Genomic DNA, 21,731 nt, shown 5'->3' with positions numbered 1-21,731 from the left:
ATGAAAGGGGTATAACTTTGAATGAACAAAGTATGAGATGGATAGCAGATATAAATCTCCCACAAGTTCGAATTAATAATCCAGACGTTCTACCTCTAGAAAATCTTACTGGTGACTTATTTCTTCAGGCTCATATAACCAATAGATATATAGTCTCAGCTGATATTGAAAAAATCGTCAAAAAGATGCCTTCAATTAATACAAATACTATAGCGGTTTTATTTGATGAACAAAATATTACTATCGAAGGTCTAATCAGAAATTTAGTTAATTTCGAATTTTGTATGCAAAATAATACCACATTTAAACAGCCTGGCAGTATTTATCTTATCGACACAGATAGAAATATATTTTTACGAGAAAGAAATGGTTCCCTAATTGAAATGGAACGATGGAAACAACCACAAAAGCTTTCCAATGCTTTCGAGCAAAACTGGGCTAATTCAACACTTTTTTCTAGCTAAATTTTTCAGGTGAATCGTGTCAATTAAAAATATTGTAGGCATCACTATGGGAGATCCCTGTGGTATAGGTCCAGAAATCATTTTAAAAGCTTTAAAATCTTCTTATATTAATTCTTTGAATGAATTTTTGGTTATTGGTAGTTATTATTCTATGTCAACTGTTAATCAAAAACTCTCAATTAATATGCCTATTAAAAAAATCACTCAATTTGAGGAATTTGACCCTGAAGAAACTTCCATGATCCAGATTCTAGACCCCGATAATATTAATACAAAATATATTCAACCTGGTGTTTTATCAAAAGAAGCAGGGAAGGCATGTATGGAATGGGTAGAAATCGCTGCACATTTATGTCTTGAAAATAAAATACAAGGAATGGCCACAGCACCTGTAAACAAAGAGGCAGCTTCTCTGGCAGGATATATTCAAATCGGACACATGGAATTATTGCAATCGATTACAAAGAGTCCTGAAGTTGCAACAATGTTAATTACTAAAAACTTAAGAGTAGTACATTTAACAACTCATAAATCAGTGCAAATCGCATGCGATTTCGTAACTAAAGAAAATGTCTATAATATGATTAAACTAACAAATACTAATTTTATCAATTGGGGTTTTAAAACCCCAAGAATTGGTGTTGCAGCATTGAATCCTCACGGTTCAGATGGAGGATTATTAGGAAGAGAAGAAAATGAAGAAATCAACCCAGCAATTGCAAAAGCAAAACAAGATAATATCAATGTCGAAGGCCCTATACCTGCTGATATTATTTTTAACCAAGCAATTGAAGATAAATTTGATGCAGTAATTTGCATGTATCATGACCAAGGCCATATTCCTGTAAAAGTTTATGGTTTTGAAGAAAGCATAACCGTTAATTTAGGTCTTCCGTTAATTAGAACATCTGTCGACCATGGAACAGCTTTTGATATTGCGTGGCAAGGTATTGCTGATAACACTAGCATGGTTGAAGCTATTAAATTGGCTCAAAATCTAATTTCTGGTTCGAATTTAGGAAATTAATTTATGGAAAAGTTAAAACTTTATAGCTGGAACGTAAATGGAATCCGAGCAAGTATAAAAAAAGGAATTGTTGAATGGATTAATAAAGAACAACCAGACATATTTTGCACTCAAGAAACTAAAGCTCAATTTCATCAATTGCCTGATTCTATTACTAATATTAATGGTTATACTTCATATTGGAATAGTGCTGAAAGGCCAGGATATAGTGGAGTGAGTATCCACACGAAACCTAAACCAAAAAGCCATGAAAACGGTATGGGGACTGAAGAATTCGACCACGAAGGAAGAACTCTTATGATGAAATTTCAAAATTTCACTTTATACAACGTCTATTTCCCTAACGGGCAATCAAAAGTAGAGCGTTTGAAATATAAATTAGATTTTTATGATGAATTTCTAAAAATAATATTGAAGAAAAAAGAAGATGGAGAAAAAGTCGTGATCTGCGGCGATTTTAATACTGCTCATCATGAAATTGATTTAGCTAGACCAAAAGAAAATATCAATAACTCTGGCTTTTTACCGATTGAGCGTGCATGGTTGGATCAGCTCGAAAATTCAGGATTTATAGATTGTTTTAGAGAGTTAAATCAAGAATCTGGGAATTACACTTTCTGGGATACTAAAACCAGAGCACGAGATCGAAATATTGGTTGGCGAATAGACTATTTTTTTATAGATGAACAACTAAAACAGAATCTAATGAGTGCTGAAATAATGAATAATGTTATGGGATCAGATCACTGTCCAATTGCTATTGAATTAATTTTTGATTAACATGAAACTTATTAAATTTATCAAAGAATATTAAAACAATTGCTGACCATAAAAAACATTAAAGAATTACTAAGAACGGTTTTATATGCTTTAATTTTACTTGCTCTACTACAAATCTTAGTTAGTAATTATGAAGTAGAAGGTCCTAGTATGGAACCTAATCTAATTCAATCAGAACGAATTTTTGTTAACCGCTTGATATATTATAGAATCGATCTGAATAACTTATCTAGATTTCTCCCATATTATCAATCTGAAGGACACAAATCCTTATTTAGTAAACCCGAAAGAGGAGATATAATAATATTTAAATATCCTCCAGATCCAAATAAAATGTTTGTTAAACGTGTTATTGGTATACCAGGAGATGTTGTGGAAATAGTTAACGGCAATGTCTATCTGAACAATGAAAAATTAACAGAAAAATATCTAACAAATAGTTATTCAGGTAAATCAATTGGCCCTACAACGATAGAAAATGGCTTCTTCTTTGTACTTGGGGACAATCGAGCTGAAAGTAACGACTCTAGAAACGGATGGTTAGTCCCATATGACAGTATTATAGGCAAAGCATGGATACTGTATTGGCCTATCAATAAATTAAGTCTTATATAAAGGTAATTGACAACAAAAAAATGCTAACCTATAGTTTATAATCTAATTAAATTGGGTATTGGGTGAAGAAATGAGAGGTCTATTTAGTTTTCCACATCCTGTTAATGAATATGCCGCGCGCCTTGTTGCAGGTATGGTTATTATATTAATATTAATAATCTTATTTACTAATCAAAATGTACTTCTTTGGGTACTACTCTATGGATTCTTAGCTCGAGTTTTAACAGGTCCAACATTAAGCCCCATGGGTTTATTAGCAACAAAAATAATAATTCCTATTTTGGGTGAACCAAATAAACCTGTTGCTGGCCCACCAAAAAGATTTGCGCAACTTATTGGATTCACACTTAGCTTATTAGCTGTTATTGCAGAATTTGTTTTATCTTCAACAATTACTGCTTATTTCATAATTTCGGTTATAGGAATTTTTGCTGCTCTGGAATCAATACTTGGATTCTGTGCTGGTTGTTATGTTTTTGCAATTTTAATGAAATATGGATTCATACCTGAATCAACTTGCGAAAAATGTAATAATATCAACATCTAGATCTTTAAATTACTCTACAAAATGGAAAAGTACGCTTAAGTATTGTAATATAGAAAATCGTTGTGCAATTTTTTGGGCCGTTAGCTCAGTTGGTAGAGCAGTGGACTTTTAATCCATGTGTCGAGGGTTCGAGTCCCTCACGGCCCACCATCTTTTTAAATTCAATTAATTTTTACAGGATTTCATTTAATTTATCAAGAAATAACGATTGACCATCATTAACAGATTTTTGCCAGTCTTCAGAAGCAGTATTATCAGCTTTATCAGATATAAATTTATAACATTGAAATGGAATGTTCATATATTTACAAATTTTAGCTAAAGCATAACCTTCCATATCTACTAAATCACATTTTACTGAAGGTATAGAAGTTACAAAAGAGTCCCCAGTACCACAAATAATTCCTTGATGCCCTATTATAATTTCGTCCTCAAATGGTGTTTGCCCTAACTCAAACCCCATATCATGTCCTGTAGCATCCATATCTCTTTCAATAAATCCAGTTACGGTTATCAAACCATGTAAATTATCAGATATAGCACCTGCAGTACCAAAATTAAAAACTCTACTGGGCTTATATTCATATATGGCTTTAGTTAATGCAAAAGAAGCATTAACCTTACCAACTCCAGTATAAATAATTTCCAAATTATCAGGCTTATCTGGGTGAACAAATTCATCTTTTAAGGCAACTACCAATAAATCCAAATTCTTCTCCTTTAGCATATCTTTAAGTGATCAATTATAATATTATACATATCAATCTAATTTTTCACATATGAATCGATTACAAAAATTTCAACTAAAATTAGCTCAATCCTTGCCATTTTACTATGGATGGGTGATTCTTTTTTCTGCAGGTACAGCGGTAGTTGTACGTAACACAGCTTCTGCTTTAATCTTATCAGTATTTATGATACCAATGGCCGATGACCTAGGATGGAGTCGCACTTTTATATCTGGAGCGGCAACATTTGGAGGCTTTCTTGCTATGACCTCTGCTCCTTTTGCCGGGCGCATGATAGACAAATTTGGATCACAAATTGTCCTAATTATTTCTGTTGCTATACTAGGATTTACGACTCTTTCTTTAGGGTGGTGGGCTACACCAATAGGTTTTTACTTATTATTCGGAATTGGAAGAATGATGTTTTCATCACCTATACAAGTAGGAACAGGCACCGTAGTTTCACAATGGTTTATTAAAAGAAGAGGTAGAGCAAATGGTTTTCTTATAACTCTACATTCTATAGGAATGGGAGGTTTCCCATTAATTGCTCAGTTCCTTATATCAACAGTCGGATGGAGAGAAGCATGGTTTTGGATGGGTATTATGGTGTGGATAGTAGCTTTAGTACCAATTATTGTTCTTATGGTTTCAAAACCAGAAGATATAGGTTTAGAACCAGATATTGAAATAATGGCCAAAGAAGGATCTACTATTGACTCAGGCATACAAGAAACAAAAGAAATCTGGACAGTTAAAGAAGCTATGCGCACACGAACACTTTGGATTTTGGTATTTGTAAGCTCATTCATGTATTTTATCCATTCTGCTATTAATATACATCAGGCTGCATTATTAATTGATAAAGGTATCGATCCATTATTAGCAGCATCTGCTTTGACTATGGTTGCTATAGGTACAGGTATAGGCGGTGCAATATGGGGCTTTATCGTAGAAAAAATAAAAATCAGTTATTGCTACGCTATGGTAGTCACAGTACTAGGAATTGTATCCTTAATGTATCTATTAGTTAATGGAACTTTATCAGCATACTTGGTTGCTTTCTGTTTTGGACTAGGGCTAGGAGGTTTAACAACAGTCCCATCTGTAGCAATTGCAAATTTTTACGGAAGAAACTCTCTAGGATCAATAAGAGGTATAAATGAAATATCTATTGGGGGTGGGCAAGCTTTAGGTGCTATATTTTCGGGAATAATATATGACTTAACCCAAAGCTACACTCTTGTTTTTCCTACCTTGGCAATAATGGCACTATTTAGTGCTTTAGCATTTTTATTTGTTAAAGCGCCTCAAAAGCAATAGTTATATATTGACAGAGTAATTGATTACACAGACAATTGAAAAAAATTAATCAAGTAGGAACTATTGTCAGGAGATTTGCATGGATTTTGGTTACATGAATCAAAACATTGATTTAAGAGATAAAGTAAAAACATTTATTAAAGAAAATCTCACACAAGAAGTAAAAGATGAGCTAGAAGCATCAGAACGTACAGAAAATATTTCTCATGTTGAAATTGAAGGCTCAGAAGGAAAAGCTCTAAGAGAGTTTTTAGGAAAAATCCGAGATAATGGCTGGCAAGGAATAAGTTGGCCAAAAAAATATGGTGGTCAAGACGGCTCTAGGCTCGATCAGTACATAGTAGAAGAAGAATTTGGGAGAATAGGTATTTCAGCAGGTGGAGCCGGAGGTACTGCAGCCGCTATTATGGCTGCAGGAACAGAAGAACAAAAAAATTATTTTATACCCGGTATAATCAACGGTGATATAAATTTTTGCCAAGGATTCACTGAACCAAGTGGCGGCGCAGATCTAGCATCACTTCAATGCAGAGCTGTTGTAGACGGGGATGATTTTATAGTAAATGGTCAAAAGATTTATACCTCAGGAGCACATGCCGCAACTCATGTCTATTTAATGGTCCGTACAGATCCAGAAGCACCTAAACACAGGGGAATTTCTATTTTATTAGTACCAATGGATACCCCTGGTATCACCATACGGCCTTTATATTCTATACAAAATGACCCCCCTGCTCCAATGGGGACAACTTATGGACATAAAAAAACCAATGAAACATTTTATGAAAATGTTAGAGTCCCTAAATCTGCACTTTTAGGAGAAATGAATATGGGATGGTACGTAGGAGCGATGGGTTTAAATCTTGATAGAGTAGGAGCGTCGCGATATCTACTTTCAGTTAGACGTGATGAAGATATTATTAACTGGATGAAAAATAATAATTTAGGCGAATATGATATAAAAGAAAATGAAACTATACGAGACAAAACCGCAGAAATGTGGATAGAGGCTCAAGTTTGTAGACTGATGACTATGAGAAGTATGTCCATAGTTGAACATGGTGGTAATTTTTCATATGAAGGTTCTGCTGAAAAAGTATGGGCTCCAGAGCATGGTGTGCGTGCAACAGAAGCCTATGTACAAATGCTTGGTCCCTACGGTCAATTATTAAATACTTCAGCTAATACAATCGACAGTGGAATATTCGCTCATAATTTACTTGGAGCTTTTCAATCTGGCATAAATCATGGAAGTGTCCAGATTATGAGAGACCAAGTTGGAAGGCGAGGATTAGGTTTACCTAGAGGTTAATTTAGGAGGTTCCAAATGCTTTATAACGCACAAACAAAAGATATATCTATAGCTGTGGGCGGTGACGCTATGATAACAAGAAAAATGAGCCCACATAATGAAAAAGAGTTTTTGAAACTCGTAGATATATTACGAAAAGCTGACTGTTCGGTAGTAAATTTGGAAATGCTTTTCCATGATTATGAGCATAGTTGGGAATATAGTGGCGGAACACCTACTCGATCAGACCCCAGAAATATCACTGAATTACAATGGATGGGAATTGATGCTGTAACTACAGCCAACAATCATGCTTATGACTTCTCTGAAGGTGGATTTTTAACGACTTTAGAACATTGCCGAGAGTTTGATATGCCACAAGCTGGAGGTGGGAAAAATCTTGATGCAGCTAGATCTCCTGCTTATGTAGATTCACCACGTGGTAGAGTTGCTATTCTATCTTCATCTACAACATTTAGCGAACAATCGAGAGCAGGATTAGGAAGACCAGATTTTCCAGGGAAACCAGGAATTAATGCTATTCGTCACAATACATCTCATACAGTAGACAGGCCGATTTTTGACGCTTTATCAAAAGCTAATGATGAACTTGGATATAGTGATATGCAAGAAAGAGGTCAAAAATTCGGATTTGGAGGAGTAAGTGAAAAAACAGATGCGAATATAGAAATAAATTTTATGGGTGGGAAATTTGTTTTAGGTGAAGATTTTAACCGATCAACAAGTGTGAATAAAGAAGATTTAGAAGGTGCAAAAAAATGGATTAATGGTGCTAAACAACAAGCTGACTGGGTTGTTTATGGGACACATTGCCATGAAAGCGGTAATGAAGGAGAAGTTCATGGACCTTCTTTGACAAGCCCCCCTCAATTTCTTGAAGAGCTTGCCCATTGGGTTATTGATCAAGGTGCAGATGTATTTGCTGGCCATGGTCCGCATTTTCTAAGAGGTATTGAAATATATAAAGGCAAGCCAATTTTTTATAGTTTGGGTAATTTTATTTTTCAAAATGAAACGGTTCCTTGGGCACCTGATGAAGGGTATAGAAGATTTAATTTGTCTCATGATGACACACCAGGTGATTATTTATCTAAAAGATCAAATTTTGACCAAATAGGATTTCCTTCGGATCCAGTTTTCTGGAGAAGTGTTGTAGCGGTAAATAATTTTACCAATGGTGAGTTAAGTAGTATTTCATTATATCCAATTGATATGGGATATGGATTACCTATTCCGCAAAGAGGTCGCCCAACACTTATGGAAAAATCTCTTGGCAATGAAGTATTAGGATGGCTTCAAAAACTATCGGAATCTTATGGAACAAAAATTGATATTAAAGACGGAATTGGGACAATCACAATATAACTATAGAAATAGAATCCACGAGGTATAAATACTCTTACCCCCTACCAATAAATGGCATTTTTGTAGCCATAATGGTCATAAACTGTATATTCGTTTCTAATGGAAGGTTTGCTATGTAAAGCACAGTTTCTCCAACATGATTAACATCAAATGTTGGCTCGGGCATTGTATCCCCATTCGGTTGGGGTACTCCATCTTTCATGCGGGCAGTCATAGGTGTACCAGCATTACCAATATCTATCTGGCTCGATGCAATATTATATTTTCTACCATCCAGTGATATTTGTTTTGTTAAGCCTGATATAGCATGCTTAGTCGATGTATAGGCAACACCATCCGGCCTAGGAGCATATGCTGCAATAGAACCATTATTAATAATTCTACCCCCCATAGGAGACTGGTCTTTCATAATTTTAATAGCGTATTGAGAACATAAAAAACTTCCTGTTAAATTTGTATCAACAACTTTTTGCCATTCTTCTAATGAAAGATCTTCAAAAGGCACACGAGGAGCACCAATACCTGCATTATTAAATAAGACATCTAATCGTCCGTATGTTGACTTTATTACATCGAAAAGCTTTTTAACATCCTCTGGATTTCCTACATCAGTGGGCATGATAATTGCTTTAGAGTTTGAGACTCCTGATTCTGCTACAACCTCTTCTAAAGTTTCTACTCTTCTGCCAGCTAAAGCTACTGAGTATCCATCTGCAAGTAAATGAAGTGTAGCACTTTTACCAATGCCTGTGCCTGCTCCTGTTACAACGGCAACTTTTTGGTTTGATGTCATATTAGAGGACTCCTTTTTTAGAATAATTACTAACTAAAGATGAAAGTCAGGTTACTTTATCACAAAATATATCTTAATAAAATGTTATTTTTAGTATTATACTATGACTTCGTTCATCTTAATTATTAAGGAGTTGTTAATGTCAGAAATTATGACAGGTAAAAAAGCTTTGCTAGAAATGCTTAAAGCTGAGGGTGTTGAATATATTTTTGGAAATCCAGGAACAAGTGAAGGGCCAATTATTGATATGCTTGGTGACTACCCTGAATTTAAATATATTCTTGCTCTTCAAGAAAGTGTTGCTGTAGGTATGGGAGAATCATACGCACGGGCAACTGAAACAGCTTCTTTTGTAAGCCTTCATGTAGATAGTGGTTTGGCTAATGGTATAGCATTAATGTTAGATGCTTTAAATACGGGTACACCTATGGTTGTAACGTCTGCAAACTATGATGTACGCAAAATTACTGAAAATAAAACAGACTTAGCAGAACTTGTTAGACCTGTAACAAAATGGGCTGTTGAATTAACTCACCCTGATCAAATACCTAGTGCTATGAGACGCGCTTTCAATGAAGCAAATAGTCACCCTAAAGGGCCAGTTTACGTTGGATTCACTGCTAATGCTCTAGAAGGTACTGCTGAGATGAACATTATTCCATCAACTAAAATTTTTGATGAAACAAGACCTAGCATCCAAGGAATAAAAGAAAGTGCATCTCTGTTAGTTGAATCTGAAAAACCCATTATGATAGTTGGAGATCGAGCTTCTGATGACCACGCAGTAAATGAAGCTATTGAACTTGCTGAGCTATTAGGGTTACCTGTATATCAATCCAGAGGTGCAGAGGTAGCATTTCCTACTACTCATCCACAATTCATGGGAAATTTATCTTTACGTGTAGCTGACCATAGAGAAATATTAAAACGTGTTGATCTTGTACTAACAGTTGGTATGGATACATTTGAAGAACTATTTTATTGGGGAGACCCCATATTAAATCAAGATGTAAAATTAATCCATATAGACCCAGTTCCTGGTAAAGTAGGAAAATCCGAACCTGTTTCTGTTGGAATAATTTCACATTGCAAACTTGCTCTTAATGAATTAATAAAAACTGTTAAACCTCTATTAAACGACAAAAGTAATGAAATAATTTCAAAAAGAAAAAATACTATTTCAAAAGAATTTGAAGAAAGTCAAAAAACATATGAAGAATCTTTGTCGGCTAAATGGAATCAAAGCCCTATGATACCGGCAAGAATGATGTATGAAATTGCAAATGCAGTACCTGAAAATGCCGTTATTTTAGATGACTCAATTAGTAATCGAGCTGCATTACGATACTACTTTAAGCCTGAGAATCGTGGCGATTTAAGAGCCGTAAGAGGTCAATCTATAGGTGGTGGTATTGGTGCTACTATTGGTAATCAATGCGCATATCCTGACAGAACTGTTTTTGGAATTATTGGTGATGGTAGTGCAATGATGACTATTCAAGGATTATGGACCGCAGCCAACGATAATATTCCTTGTGTATTTATTATTTGTAATAATGGTATGTACCGTGTTTTGAAGGTTAATTTTAACGTATATCAAAAAGATATATTAGATTTGCCAGAAACTGCAGGCGCTAATCTATTGTATTCTGATTTTAATACCCCATTTGATATGGCAGCTATTGCAAATAGTATGGGGGTCTCAGGAACAAGAATCACTAAACCAGAAGAAATAAAACCAGCAATCGATAAAGCTGTAGCATCTGGAAAACCTGCTTTATTAGATATTGTTATTGATGGATCTTTATAATATAAATCCCAAATACATTCCTAGCGATATAATTGACGCACCATAATACTTAAATAAAAAAGATCTTTTCCGATTTTTATGTTTTATCGTATATATTGTCAAAACTCCTAATAACCATCCTCCTGCTAAGGAAAGAAGGTAAAAATACTTTTCAGGAATTCTACGTTGGTTATAGATTGCATATCGTTTATCCAATGATAGTAAAATCAACGAAATTAGGTTGAGAATAATAACGATTAATAGAAGCATTTAGTTTATAAAGTAATTGTATGCTTCTGATGATAAACGAGCTACCAAATCACAAGCTACTCCATGACCTGCTCTACCATCTGCCAAACTAGTTGGAACATTTTCAGTAAAAACAGTCAAAATAAACAAAGGAGAATCATCTAAAAATATTATCCCTGCATCGTTATAATTTCTTGCACCTGTACCTGTTTTATGAGCAACTTTAGTGCCTTTAGGAAGTAGTGCTGGTAGTTTATTATTCAGTTTTTGATTTAGTAAGATATCTAGAGCAATCTGGCATAATTCTTTGGAAGAACCAAGTTTATTTGCGACTTTTTCATCATTTGTACCCAGTAAAATTAGTTCTAAAATTAGCCCAACATCGTTTGGTGTAGTACTATTTGTATAATCTAAAGAATGGTCTATTGATAAGTCTAATGGTGGTAATTTGTGACGATGAGTTGTACCTATCATTCCAATAGATTGGGAAAATTCATTAATACTATCCAAACCTAACAAATTTGCCACAATACCCGTAGATGTATTATCACTTACAATAATCATCATAGTTAATACATCATAAAGTTGTACGGTAAAACCAGGGCGAAGATATTGAAAGCAACCAGATGAATTCCCGACATATTGATTCGTTTCATCAATACGTATAGGTTGATCTAATGAGAGTTTCCCTTCATGTATCCATTTCATAGCATTCATTAATATAGCAATTTTCCTTGTGCTTGCAGAAGGAACGACAACATCACCATAATAATTAGCACTTTCATTAGTTTGTAAGTTTTTTAGATACCATCCACTTTGAAATGGAGATTCTGAACACATAGCATTCATACGATTTATTAATTCTTCCATATTTTCACCTCTTTAGTAACCTTGTATTAACCAACATGTTTTTCTCTGGCAAAATTATATATAAATACTTCTGTAGCTGCAGGGTAAATTTTAGATATATCGCCATTAATCGTAACTGTAAATTCAATCCGTGTAAGAGTTAAATTTCCATACCTAATACTACCCATTCCTGTAACTTCATATTCCAATATTTCTCCAATAATATCTTCACCTATTTGTATAGTAGCGTCCTTGATCAAATATATAGTTTCTTGAGAATCGTATTTGTCAGGGCTTATGAGAGCAATTCTAATATTGGTTTCACCCTCTTCAATAGCTGCTTCCAACTTTCCAGAAAGTGTAGCATTAACTGGAACTATGGGAGTATATACTGGAGAATTATTATCACTAGTTTCGGTCATTAGTGAATCGATGTCCTCTTCCATTCCATCAAATCTTTCATTCATTTCTGTTCGGTGTTTAATCAACATTTTTTCTATTGTAGCGTTCTGTTCCTCAACCTTTTTATCTAAAGATTCCAATTGAGATTCAATGCTAGATAAATCTATAGGTTCGGGATCTGAAAATCCTAATTGACTACAAGCAGATAATGTCATTAGTATGATTATTGGTATAATTACTTTTTTCATACTGAAACTACCCTTCATAACTTGGTCTCATTAATTCAAAAACATCATATGTATGGGTATACATATTTCCTGCCAATCTACCAACTGGTTTTAGTTTTTCATGATTAATTCTATGACCTGAAATAATTTCATCATCAATATGCAACTGAATAATTTCTCCAATAACTAATCCTTGTGGATGAGCCTCAGTTCCAAGAGTTATAATTCTCTCTAATTTACATTCCATGTTCACTGGACTCTCACTTAATCTAGGAGGTTTAACTAAATCAGAATCAATTTGTGTAAGATTAGCAACATCAAATTCATTAACATCTTCAGGATACTCTGCTGCAGTTTTATTCATTGCTTCTACTATATTTTCATTAACTATATTGACGACAAATTCACCATTTTGCTCAATATTAGATAAACTATCTTTCAATTTCCCATCTGAAGTAAATTTGGAGGAAGAGAAAATAATTAATGGAGGATCATAAGATACAGCATTGAAAAAAGAATACGGAGACAGATTTACGTTTCCTGAATTTGAAATAGTTGAAACAAAGGCTATAGGGCGAGGTACTACAACTCCAGTTAATACACGATTAAAGCCTTCAAATGTTTTTGGATTTATTTTCAATTTTCTACACTCCTGTCAAAATTATTTAATATGAGGCATAACTTTTGAAGCAAATGTTTCTAAAAGTTGCATACCTGAATTTAGACTCATGCCAGGATACATCATGCGAAATATGCCATATTCCATGCCAAGTTCTTTATATTTTAGTAAGTCTTGAACACAATCTTCAGGGTTTCCAATAACAAATCTGTCTTTGGCTAGTTCTACAAATTCATCACTAAACTCGTCATCCTCAGGCAATGCTTTATCTTGCCCCCACTGCGAGTAAGCTTCATATTTCCCACCCAAAAATTTATTAGCTTCTGTAAATGCAGTTTTTCGATCGTCATGAACAAACACTTCTCTCATTATAGGCAGTTTTTTAGGAGCCCCAGAATCTGCATTTTCAGCAGTCTCATGATAAAGTTCAATTTGCCTCTTAATTGTTTCATATCCAGCATGAGGATTTACATACCATGAATAACCTCTTCTAGCAGCTCTCTTTATAGCATTGTCATGATTAGCTGCAATCCAAATAGGTGGGTGCGGTTTTTGAATCGGTTTTAACATAGCTTCTACATCATTAAGTTGAAAAAATTTACCATCATAAGTAACTTTACCCTGAGTCCACAATTTTTGTGCTATATCTAAACATTCTAAAAATCGAGCAACTCGTTTCTTAGGATCTATTCCAAATGAATCATATTCTTGATCACGGTACCCTAACGCACATCCTAAATGGAACTTACCTCCAGTTAACACATCAATAGTTGCTACTCTTTCTGCTAAATCTACAGGTTGATGTAATGGAATAACAAGTGTTCCGACAATACCCATACCTTCGATTTCGGCTGATAACCTTGAAAGTAACGGTATTGTTTGTAATTGTTGATATGGATGTGTTAAATAATGTTGACCTTGATACACCAAATCAAATCCTAGCTCTTGGGCTTTTTTAGAGTAAGTAACAATATTTTTAAAATTTTGAATCATATCTGTCCCAACTGGTTGTTGGCACATACCACTTAAAGAAACTCCTAATTTCATATTTTCCTCTTAATCTTTATTGAATATTGTAAATATTATAGTAATTAATGTAAGAAATGCTAATACACATTATCTAAGTATATTAGGTATAATGTATTAATTTGACGAAACAAAAGTTTAACTAGATTAAACTAACTGGAGGACTAAATGAACCTTGCTAAAAGAATGGAACGACTAGGTACTGAAACTGCATTTGAAGTTTTAGCAAAAGCTAGAAAATTAGAACAAGAAGGTAAAAATATAGTTCATTTGGAAATAGGTGAACCTGATTTTGAAACAGCTGATCATATAAAAAATGCAGCTATAGAAGCTTTAAATGGAGGATTTACTCATTATGTTCCATCTGCAGGAATATTAGAGGTACGGGAATCTATTTCAAAAAATATTTATAATACAAGGCAGGTTAATTATAACCCAGATCAAATCATTATTACTCCCGGTGCAAAACCCATCATGTTTTTTACAATTCTTGCATTAGCAGAACCTGATTTTGAAGTGGTATTTCCAGATCCTGGATTCCCTATTTATGAATCGATGATAAATTTTTGTGGTGGCAAAGCTGTACCTATGCCATTACGTGGAAATCTCAACTATCATCCTGATATAGAAGAACTAGAGACTTTGATTAATGACAGAACAAGATTACTCATTCTTAACTCCCCTAATAACCCATGTGGCTCAGTCTTAAATAAAGAAGAAACCGAAGCTATCGTAGCTTTAGTTGAAAAGTTCCCTAATTTATATGTACTATCCGATGAAGTTTATAAGGATATTATTTATACGGGACAACATTTAAGTGTTTCACAGTATGAAAGTATTAAAGATAGAGTAATCATTCTTGATGGTCTTTCAAAAAGCTATGCAATGACAGGTTGGAGATTAGGTTATGGTGCATTTCCTGAAGAATTGGTACCACATATTACTAAACTGGCAGTAAATAGTGTTTCTTGCACAAGTGCTTTTTCTCAAATGGCCCTTATTGCAGCATTAGAGGGAGATCAATCAGGAGTAGTAAGCATGGTTGAAGAATTTTCTCGTAGACGTGAAGTAATAGTATCTGGTCTTCAAAATATCAATGGTATTAAATGTCCAAATCCTGAGGGCGCCTTTTATGTTTTTGCAGATATAACCAACACAGGTATTACAAGCAGCGAATTTGAAACCAAATCTTTACAAGAAGCTGGAGTTGCTGTTCTCTCTGGTACAGCATTTGGAAGTTATGGAGAAGGATTTATACGACTTTCATACGCAAACTCTATAGAGAATATTAATATTGCTATTGATCGATTAAACAACATGGTAAATTCTCTTTAAGAATTTACGGTTGCTGTAAAATCAAGTTCAATCCTTAATTCATCATCTAATATTAAAATGAATCTTAGATCTGGTTTATTTATATCAAAATATGAAAAATCAAATTTTGTACTTGCCTTACCTTTTACCTCTTTATTAACAACATTGGCTTGTACCGTCCATTCAACAGGTTTTGTTACACCATGTACAGTCATATCCCCCAACATAGTGAAAGTATGATCACCTTCAGTAGGAAAAGGCCATTGTAGCCCTTGTATTGTTTCAGGTATAAAAATACCTTCAGGATATTTATTTGATTCTAGTGCGTTTCTTTTTATATAATCATCTCTTTTATCTGAGTCACTTTTTAAATTTTTAAGATCTACTATAATTATTGATTTTTCAGGTATAATTTCCCCATCTTTATCAAAAACTAATTTACCTTCAGTTACTTTTGTTTCACCCACTACATCTCTTGGAGAAGCCCAACGGACCAATTGTTCATAAACGATATAACGAGCAATAGAATTAGGATCAATATCAACTGATAAATTTCCTTCGACATTTGTTTTGACAGGTTCTTCTTTAATTTGAGATTCTTCAGTAGAAACATTTGGTGTTGGTGTAGCTACCTCTTGTACTGAATTTTCATTTACCTTTGTTTCCATTGGTATTTTTGTTTCGACTGGTGTTAAGGTAGTAGTGGGTGTAGGAATCTCTATTTTAGTTGTTTCTTTTTGAGTATTTTCTATTTGGCTACTTTCATTATCAGAACATGAAAGAATTATCATAAAAAGTAGAATGACTGGGAAAAATTTTATCTTCATATATTTTCTCTTAGTTTATTTATTCTAATATAATTATATACCATACTTCTTTTTTTAAAAAAAAGAGCCCAAAATTTGGGCTCTTTGAAAATACGCTTCGTTGTTAATTAAGCCATAGAAGCATTAATCTTTTCTTGCAATCTATCCCTCTTACTTTGAGCTTGCTCTTCAGTAATAATTCCTGATTCTATAGCAGGGGCTATTTTTGCTTCTAATTCTTCAGGAGTCATCAATCGTGGTTTTCCTGGAATCGTGAATGCTTTGAAGTGATGTACATGATGTCTTGGCTTAAAATGTTCCAAACCTAACTTATCCCCTTTACGATCTAACTTCTGATCAAATCTTTCACGCTTAGCCTGAGCTTCTTCTTCAGTTATATTGCCATTGGCAATATTTTCAGCTAATTTTTCTTCTAATTTTTCGGTTTTCATTTCAGCTATAGCTGTAGTAAAGGCTCCAACCAATTCAGTTTCACTGATCCCTAAAATTGAAGCTACGCGAGCAATCAAAGGATTATTCGCAATTCTATCAGAAGTATTATCAGCTAATACAGCTGTAGAGGTCATACCTATAACTAAAACACTAAGAACTATTGAACCTGTAATCCATTTTTTCATTTTTCTCATTTTATACCTCACTCTAATTTTTTAAATTCTGTTTATACAAACTGTTTGTATAGTTATAAACGAGGAAACAATTGAAATGTCAGGTTATGGCAAAAGATCCTCATGAGGAATTGCCCATGCAGCCTTGCCAACAAATGGTCTTGGTAATTTAGCTGTATCAATCATATCTACATCTATTAGTGCAGGTCGTTCAGCAGCAATTGCCTCAGCAATAGCATCACCAACTTTATTTGGATCAGTAACTTTAATACCAAGAGCCCCAAATGATTCAGCCATTTGAACAAAATTTGGATTCACAAATTCGGTCCCATAATCTCCAGTCCAATCTTCTTCTAAGTCTCTTCGTACATTTCCATAATGATTATCGTTAAACACAACAGCAACAGTATTGATTCCATATTTTACAGCTGTTGATAATTCTTGGACGTTATACATAAAACCTCCATCACCAGAAATAGATACTACTGGTACATCTGGTTTAGCGACTTTTGCACCTAGTGCAGTTGGATAAGCATAACCTAGATTTCCAGAATAACCTGAATCAATATATGTAGAAGTGTAGTAAGTTTTCCAAAATGCCCTCGAATAATACCCCATTTGAGTCATGTCCCAAACAGTAATTGTTTCTTTTGGCATTCCTGCACGTAAAGAATCTAAAATTGAATTTTGAGGTTCTGTAATTTGGTCCCCAGAGGTTACCTGTTCTCGTATTTTTGCAACCATTTCTCCAGGCGAATTTAACGAAGTCCCCCCCATACTCTTTATCTTATCTGTTAATTTCTGTATAGATAGTTTGGCATCGCCATTGACAGATGTTACAGATTTTTGTATTCGACCCTCAAGTATTTTTGTTTCTTCAGGATCAATATCAAGATGTATTATTTGACAACCATCACCGGCTGGATTTCTTAGAGCAAATCTTGAACCTAGAACTATTATCAAATCAGAACTCTCCACTAAATCTTTTATTGGTCCTTTTCCACTTAATGAAGAACCTAAACTATGTTTATGGTCATCTGAAATTACACCTTTGGATCCTGCACTATTTATAACTGGAATGTTTGTAGATTCCGTAAGTTGAATCAATTCTTCCTCTGCCTGAGATCTAACCACTCCTGTTCCAGCATAGATTATTGGATTTTTAGCATCGATGATTAATTTTGCAGCTGTTTCAATTGATTCATCAGAGGCAGCAACACGGAGTTGAGGTGCAGGTTCATATAATTCGACTTCATCTTTCTCAACCATAGTTTCAGGTGGCATTTCTACTTCTACTGGTCTAGGGTGCCCGTTTCTTAATTCAGAAAAAACTTCAGCCATTGAATCAGGAATATCTTTTAAATTCATTATTCTTTTTTGAAATTTTGTGACAGGCTTTATTGTTTCTAGTTGGTCATTTACCTCATGGAGTCCACCTAAATTTTTCCCTATAGTGGCTCGTGGTATTTGACCTGCAATCATTAATACTTGTGATGATACTGAATAAGCAGTTGATAAACCAGCAGCAGCATTATAGAGACCTGGACCTGGCACAACCATTGCAACACCAATCCCTCTACTTGCTCTAGCATAACCGTCTGCCATATAAGTTGTTGCTTGTTCATGTCGAGGAACTATCATTTTTATAGCTGGGTTTTCTTTAATAGCTGATACCACACCATACATCTGAACGCCAGGTAGCCCAAAAATAACTTCGACTCCTTCTCGAACTAAAGAATTTACAAGTGCTTCACCGCCGGACATTTTTGACATAATACTTTCTCCAATAAATTTCGAATTAAATTAATACACATACTATAAATTAATATAGAGTATATGAATAGTTAGTTTATAGACTTAGGAATTATAATACTACGATTATCTTCGGGATTGCGTATTACATTTAATCTATTTCCAAATATACCTTGTATAAAATCTTCCTCTATTATCTCTATTGGGGGTCCTGTTTTAACAATAGCACCTTTATCTATAACAATAAGATTATCACAGTACAATGAAGCTAAATTTATATCATGTAAAGATGTAATTATTGTAAAATTTTGTTCATGTATCAAAGATAGTAAAATATCCATAATTTGTATTTGATAAGAAATATCTAAATTAGCAATAGGTTCATCTAAAAGTAATATACCAGTTCCTTGCGCTAATCCTTTTGCAATAAATACACGTTGTATTTCTCCTCCGGATAATGTATCTAAGGTGCGTTTAGCAAACTGATCAACTCCTGTAGATTTCATTGATTTATATGCAATATCTATATCAGAGCTACTAGGCCATCCACCAACAGATATATATGGATTACGCCCCATAAGTACAACATCAAGACAAGAAAAACCAAACATATTTGTAGGATTCTGTGGAACTGTTGCAATTAGTTTTGCTATATCCTTATCAGATATAGAATCCAACAAAAGATCATCAATATTCAAACTACCTTCTGTGGGTTTAATAAGTCCATTTATTGTATTAATTAAACTTGTTTTACCTGATCCATTTACTCCAATCAAACCATTAAGAGTACCAGGTTTAATATCTAATGAAACATTATTAAGGACCTTAGTATTGCCCAAAAAAGATGTAACATTATTGATTTTTAAAATACATTTTTCATCCATAAAACGAACTTCGACCTTTGATAATTAAAAAAATAAAAAAGGGAGCACCAATAAATGCTGTTATGACACCCACAGGTAACTCTTGAGGGTATAGAATTGTTCTTCCGATTGTGTCAGCTAATATAAGTATTATCGATCCTAATAATGCACTAAATGGAATCAAATACTTATAATCATAACCCCATATTAACCTTACGGCATGTGGTGCAACTAAACCGATAAAACCTATAATCCCACTTACAGATACAGCAATGGCCGTTAATAAAGTACTAATAAGAATTAATATATATTTCGTTTTCTTTACTTCAACACCAACAAGTTGTGCTTCTGAATCGCTAGATTGAATAATATTCATGATCCTACGATACCTAAATAATAATATTGTTGAAATTAATACATAAGGTATAGTAATTAAAACTTCATCCCAATTAGCAGTATTAAAGCTTCCCAAAAGCCAGCTAAGTAAAGGTCTAACGTCAGGATCAGAACTTATAATAATTAAACTTGTTATAGCATTAGCTAAAGCACCTACTGCTATACCGGATAAAATTAACGTATTTGAACTCATAGAACGAGAAGAAAAAGAAATCATTACTGTAATACCAACAGCAATCACACCTCCTAAAAAAGAAGCTAACGGTAAAATAGAAATTTGCATAAGAATAATAGGGCCTATTAGCATTAAAACAATCGTTGCACCCAAAGCAGACCCGGAAGCTGCTCCAATTAGGTATGGATCTGCTAGAGGATTCTTGAATATAGCTTGAAATGTGGCTCCTGACAATGCTATTGAAAAACCTACAATTCCGGCTAGTAGTATTCGAGGTAATCTGAGCTGATTAATTATAACAATTAGGCTTTGTGAAATATCGGCTTGATAATCAAAAAATGGTATCAAATTCAACAAAGAGAAAAATATATCTTTTGGATAAATTATTACTGACCCAATACTAATAGACAGAACTATAGTTATTAATAGCGTGGCTATTAATAAACTATAAGTTCTATATATATCTAATTTTTGCATGCCCTATTCGTAAATTATGCTACTAATTTCCTCTATAGCAAGAACTATATTATGACTGGCTATACTTAACGAACCGTTTTTCAATACATACACATGATTATTTTTTATAGCAGAGACAGATTGTAATGCTTGTTCGGATTTAATTTGATCTATGCCCCACGCGTCAGTAAAAATGTATTCAGGATCTTTTGCAACTAACTCTTCAAGACTTATTTGAGTATACCCAGATAGATTTTGTGAAACCATGTCAGTGTTAAGTAACTCAAAAATATTTCCAATTAAAGTATCTCCTCCAGGTGTCCAATAATCAAAAGTATGATAATAAACAGTGGGTTTTGTCGATGCAGTAGGAATAGTATCTGTTACCGCATTAAGTTTATTGTCAAAAGTTTCTATAAGTTCTTCAACGCCTTCATCATTTCCAGTTATAAGTCCCCAAATTTTTATATGTGCCCGAATATCTTCCAAATCGCTATCCAATGAATTTAAATATAATACTTTGACTCCTAAATCTTCTAACTCTTTTGTAAAAGTGTCATAAAATACAAAAAATAAATCAGGATCTAATTCAACTACTTTTTCATAATTAACATTGAAAGCATCGCCAACTCTTCGTATTGGAGAACTGTTTTCAGGTAATTCAACAAATTCATGAGTTCCAATAATTTTATTTTCTTCACCCATTGCAAGTAATATCTCTACAGCTGCTGCATCGTAGACCACCATCTTTTCTGGATGGCTTTCAAATGCAATTGTCTGTCCATTACTATCTTGAATATTAAAATTCACAGTTTGCACTTCATTTGAATCTTCCATCAATGAGCACGATAAGAGAAAAAACATCATAGTTATCATAAAAGTGAAACGGGTTTTCATTTCGTACTTTTCTCCTTATAAAGTCAAATAAAAAAAGGTCTCACGACTTCTACGTAAGACCTTTTTATTTATTTTAATTAAATAAGCTGCCTCTTTAAGCGAAGAGAGTCGCTGACTTAATATAGGCAGGTCTTCTGACTTACTGAATGTTACAAAATAGACTTCTCGATATACATCAATGTCTATTTATTTCTTTTCTCAGTTTACAGCGGCGCTACCGTCCTGGATTTTCACCAGGTTCCCTATTCTCTGTAGAAACAGCACCTATATTGATATTAATTTTTCTACAAGTTAGTATATTAAATAATAAATATCTCTTCAATACATTTAG

General features: G+C 33.9%; 23 protein-coding genes, 1 tRNA gene and 1 riboswitch. Of the genes, 11 read left to right on the top strand and 13 right to left on the bottom strand.

Annotated elements, in window-relative coordinates:
* The first annotated feature begins 17 nt into the window (after positions 1-17).
* The 6 genes from FI695_06085 (at position 18) to FI695_06060 (ending at position 3,583) form a co-directional block, all read left to right on the top strand.
* A complete protein-coding gene (locus FI695_06085) occupies positions 18-464 on the top strand; it encodes a hypothetical protein (protein ID MQG51531.1) in 447 nt (148 codons plus the stop codon).
* A 16-nt stretch (positions 465-480) separates the two neighbouring features.
* A complete protein-coding gene (gene pdxA / locus FI695_06080; protein MQG51530.1) occupies positions 481-1,491 on the top strand; it encodes a 4-hydroxythreonine-4-phosphate dehydrogenase PdxA in 1,011 nt (336 codons plus the stop codon).
* A gap of 3 nt (positions 1,492-1,494) precedes the next feature.
* Entirely contained in the window at positions 1,495-2,271 is a 777-nt protein-coding gene (xth, locus tag FI695_06075) for an exodeoxyribonuclease III (protein ID MQG51529.1), read from the top strand.
* Positions 2,272-2,286: 15 nt separating this feature from the next.
* A complete protein-coding gene (gene lepB / locus FI695_06070; GenBank protein ID MQG51528.1) occupies positions 2,287-2,886 on the top strand; it encodes a signal peptidase I in 600 nt (199 codons plus the stop codon).
* Positions 2,887-2,956: 70 nt separating this feature from the next.
* Positions 2,957-3,433 (top strand): DUF4395 domain-containing protein, encoded by a 477-nt coding sequence (locus tag FI695_06065; GenBank protein ID MQG51527.1) that lies wholly within the window; start codon positions 2,957-2,959, stop codon positions 3,431-3,433.
* 74 nt (positions 3,434-3,507) lie between these two features.
* A tRNA-Lys gene (locus FI695_06060) sits at positions 3,508-3,583 on the top strand.
* A gap of 22 nt (positions 3,584-3,605) precedes the next feature.
* Here FI695_06060 and FI695_06055 read toward each other — a convergent pair.
* Complete coding sequence (locus tag FI695_06055) at positions 3,606-4,160, bottom strand: 5'-methylthioadenosine nucleosidase (protein MQG51526.1); 555 nt, start codon at positions 4,158-4,160, stop codon at positions 3,606-3,608.
* 52 nt (positions 4,161-4,212) lie between these two features.
* Between FI695_06055 and FI695_06050 the strand changes: the two genes are divergently transcribed.
* From FI695_06050 to FI695_06040, 3 genes are all read left to right on the top strand, one after another.
* Positions 4,213-5,484 (top strand): MFS transporter, encoded by a 1,272-nt coding sequence (locus FI695_06050; protein ID MQG51525.1) that lies wholly within the window; start codon positions 4,213-4,215, stop codon positions 5,482-5,484.
* Positions 5,485-5,563: 79 nt separating this feature from the next.
* On the top strand, positions 5,564-6,796 hold the full coding sequence (locus FI695_06045; GenBank protein ID MQG51524.1) for a hypothetical protein: 1,233 nt from the start codon (positions 5,564-5,566) through the stop codon (positions 6,794-6,796).
* A gap of 15 nt (positions 6,797-6,811) precedes the next feature.
* Positions 6,812-8,161: a CapA family protein gene (locus FI695_06040; GenBank protein ID MQG51523.1), complete on the top strand. Its 1,350-nt coding sequence runs from the start codon at positions 6,812-6,814 to the stop codon at positions 8,159-8,161.
* A 34-nt stretch (positions 8,162-8,195) separates the two neighbouring features.
* Here FI695_06040 and FI695_06035 read toward each other — a convergent pair whose 3' ends face one another.
* The gene (locus FI695_06035) at positions 8,196-8,954 is read right to left on the bottom strand and encodes an SDR family oxidoreductase (protein MQG51522.1); all 759 of its coding nucleotides are present in this window, start codon (positions 8,952-8,954) and stop codon (positions 8,196-8,198) included.
* A gap of 103 nt (positions 8,955-9,057) precedes the next feature.
* Here FI695_06035 and FI695_06030 point away from each other — a divergent pair, with 103 nt between their 5' ends.
* Positions 9,058-10,764, top strand: coding sequence for a thiamine pyrophosphate-binding protein (locus tag FI695_06030; protein MQG51521.1), 1,707 nt, complete (start codon positions 9,058-9,060; stop codon positions 10,762-10,764).
* Here FI695_06030 and FI695_06025 read toward each other — a convergent pair.
* Genes FI695_06025 through FI695_06005 form a run of 5 tightly spaced genes read right to left on the bottom strand, consistent with a single transcriptional unit; the run spans position 10,759 to position 14,136 of the window.
* Entirely contained in the window at positions 10,759-11,013 is a 255-nt protein-coding gene (locus tag FI695_06025) for a DUF1294 domain-containing protein (GenBank protein MQG51520.1), read from the bottom strand. The genes FI695_06030 and FI695_06025 overlap by 6 nt on opposite strands.
* A complete protein-coding gene (locus FI695_06020; protein MQG51519.1) occupies positions 11,014-11,862 on the bottom strand; it encodes a serine hydrolase in 849 nt (282 codons plus the stop codon).
* A gap of 26 nt (positions 11,863-11,888) precedes the next feature.
* Positions 11,889-12,491: a hypothetical protein gene (locus FI695_06015; GenBank protein ID MQG51518.1), complete on the bottom strand. Its 603-nt coding sequence runs from the start codon at positions 12,489-12,491 to the stop codon at positions 11,889-11,891.
* A gap of 7 nt (positions 12,492-12,498) precedes the next feature.
* Positions 12,499-13,110 (bottom strand): flavin reductase family protein, encoded by a 612-nt coding sequence (locus FI695_06010; protein ID MQG51517.1) that lies wholly within the window; start codon positions 13,108-13,110, stop codon positions 12,499-12,501.
* A 21-nt stretch (positions 13,111-13,131) separates the two neighbouring features.
* On the bottom strand, positions 13,132-14,136 hold the full coding sequence (locus FI695_06005; protein MQG51516.1) for an LLM class flavin-dependent oxidoreductase: 1,005 nt from the start codon (positions 14,134-14,136) through the stop codon (positions 13,132-13,134).
* Between the two features lie 147 nt (positions 14,137-14,283).
* Here FI695_06005 and FI695_06000 point away from each other — a divergent pair, with 147 nt between their 5' ends.
* Positions 14,284-15,450, top strand: a complete 1,167-nt coding sequence (locus tag FI695_06000; GenBank protein ID MQG51515.1) for a pyridoxal phosphate-dependent aminotransferase — start codon at positions 14,284-14,286, stop codon at positions 15,448-15,450.
* On the opposite strand, the gene FI695_05995 is transcribed toward FI695_06000, so the two are convergent.
* The 6 genes from FI695_05995 to FI695_05970 all read right to left on the bottom strand — a co-directional run bounded on the left by FI695_05995 (position 15,447) and on the right by FI695_05970 (position 21,400).
* Complete coding sequence (locus tag FI695_05995; protein ID MQG51514.1) at positions 15,447-16,256, bottom strand: YceI family protein; 810 nt, start codon at positions 16,254-16,256, stop codon at positions 15,447-15,449. The genes FI695_06000 and FI695_05995 overlap by 4 nt on opposite strands.
* Positions 16,257-16,363: 107 nt before the next feature.
* Complete coding sequence (locus FI695_05990) at positions 16,364-16,873, bottom strand: hypothetical protein (GenBank protein ID MQG51513.1); 510 nt, start codon at positions 16,871-16,873, stop codon at positions 16,364-16,366.
* 93 nt (positions 16,874-16,966) lie between these two features.
* Positions 16,967-18,634: a thiamine pyrophosphate-binding protein gene (locus FI695_05985; protein ID MQG51512.1), complete on the bottom strand. Its 1,668-nt coding sequence runs from the start codon at positions 18,632-18,634 to the stop codon at positions 16,967-16,969.
* 71 nt (positions 18,635-18,705) lie between these two features.
* A complete protein-coding gene (locus tag FI695_05980) occupies positions 18,706-19,497 on the bottom strand; it encodes an ABC transporter ATP-binding protein (GenBank protein ID MQG51511.1) in 792 nt (263 codons plus the stop codon).
* Positions 19,490-20,524, bottom strand: coding sequence for an iron ABC transporter permease (locus tag FI695_05975; protein ID MQG51510.1), 1,035 nt, complete (start codon positions 20,522-20,524; stop codon positions 19,490-19,492). The genes FI695_05980 and FI695_05975 overlap by 8 nt, the downstream gene beginning before the upstream one ends.
* Before the next feature lie 3 nt (positions 20,525-20,527).
* The gene (locus tag FI695_05970; GenBank protein ID MQG51509.1) at positions 20,528-21,400 is read right to left on the bottom strand and encodes an ABC transporter substrate-binding protein; all 873 of its coding nucleotides are present in this window, start codon (positions 21,398-21,400) and stop codon (positions 20,528-20,530) included.
* Positions 21,401-21,506: 106 nt separating this feature from the next.
* A riboswitch (cobalamin riboswitch) is annotated at positions 21,507-21,683 on the bottom strand.
* Positions 21,684-21,731 lie beyond the last annotated feature (48 nt).

The sequence above is a fragment of the SAR202 cluster bacterium genome, assembly GCA_009392515.1.
GTDB lineage: Bacteria > Chloroflexota > Dehalococcoidia > Lucifugimonadales > UBA6952 > UBA6952.
The sequence above is the reverse complement of the archived record's forward strand: the minus strand, read 5'-3'. Positions and strand labels throughout refer to the sequence as shown.

What these genes read in the sequence shown, in the direction of transcription:
- FI695_06005 (MQG51516.1), bottom strand. Translation starts at nt 14,136, where the DNA reads ATGAAATTAGGAGTTTCTTTAAGTGGTATGTGCCAACAACCAGTTGGG.
- FI695_06065 (MQG51527.1), top strand. Translation starts at nt 2,957, where the DNA reads ATGAGAGGTCTATTTAGTTTTCCACATCCTGTTAATGAATATGCCGCG.
- FI695_05975 (MQG51510.1), bottom strand. Translation starts at nt 20,524, where the DNA reads ATGCAAAAATTAGATATATATAGAACTTATAGTTTATTAATAGCCACG.
- FI695_06040 (MQG51523.1), top strand. Translation starts at nt 6,812, where the DNA reads ATGCTTTATAACGCACAAACAAAAGATATATCTATAGCTGTGGGCGGT.
- FI695_05990 (MQG51513.1), bottom strand. Translation starts at nt 16,873, where the DNA reads ATGAAAAAATGGATTACAGGTTCAATAGTTCTTAGTGTTTTAGTTATA.
- FI695_06000 (MQG51515.1), top strand. Translation starts at nt 14,284, where the DNA reads ATGAACCTTGCTAAAAGAATGGAACGACTAGGTACTGAAACTGCATTT.
- FI695_05985 (MQG51512.1), bottom strand. Translation starts at nt 18,634, where the DNA reads ATGTCAAAAATGTCCGGCGGTGAAGCACTTGTAAATTCTTTAGTTCGA.
- FI695_06020 (MQG51519.1), bottom strand. Translation starts at nt 11,862, where the DNA reads ATGGAAGAATTAATAAATCGTATGAATGCTATGTGTTCAGAATCTCCA.
- FI695_05980 (MQG51511.1), bottom strand. Translation starts at nt 19,497, where the DNA reads ATGGATGAAAAATGTATTTTAAAAATCAATAATGTTACATCTTTTTTG.
- FI695_05995 (MQG51514.1), bottom strand. Translation starts at nt 16,256, where the DNA reads ATGAAGATAAAATTTTTCCCAGTCATTCTACTTTTTATGATAATTCTT.
- FI695_06030 (MQG51521.1), top strand. Translation starts at nt 9,058, where the DNA reads ATGACTTCGTTCATCTTAATTATTAAGGAGTTGTTAATGTCAGAAATT.
- FI695_06015 (MQG51518.1), bottom strand. Translation starts at nt 12,491, where the DNA reads ATGAAAAAAGTAATTATACCAATAATCATACTAATGACATTATCTGCT.
- FI695_05970 (MQG51509.1), bottom strand. Translation starts at nt 21,400, where the DNA reads ATGAAAACCCGTTTCACTTTTATGATAACTATGATGTTTTTTCTCTTA.
- FI695_06035 (MQG51522.1), bottom strand. Translation starts at nt 8,954, where the DNA reads ATGACATCAAACCAAAAAGTTGCCGTTGTAACAGGAGCAGGCACAGGC.
- FI695_06045 (MQG51524.1), top strand. Translation starts at nt 5,564, where the DNA reads ATGGATTTTGGTTACATGAATCAAAACATTGATTTAAGAGATAAAGTA.
- xth (MQG51529.1), top strand. Translation starts at nt 1,495, where the DNA reads ATGGAAAAGTTAAAACTTTATAGCTGGAACGTAAATGGAATCCGAGCA.
- FI695_06050 (MQG51525.1), top strand. Translation starts at nt 4,213, where the DNA reads ATGAATCGATTACAAAAATTTCAACTAAAATTAGCTCAATCCTTGCCA.
- FI695_06025 (MQG51520.1), bottom strand. Translation starts at nt 11,013, where the DNA reads ATGCTTCTATTAATCGTTATTATTCTCAACCTAATTTCGTTGATTTTA.
- FI695_06055 (MQG51526.1), bottom strand. Translation starts at nt 4,160, where the DNA reads ATGCTAAAGGAGAAGAATTTGGATTTATTGGTAGTTGCCTTAAAAGAT.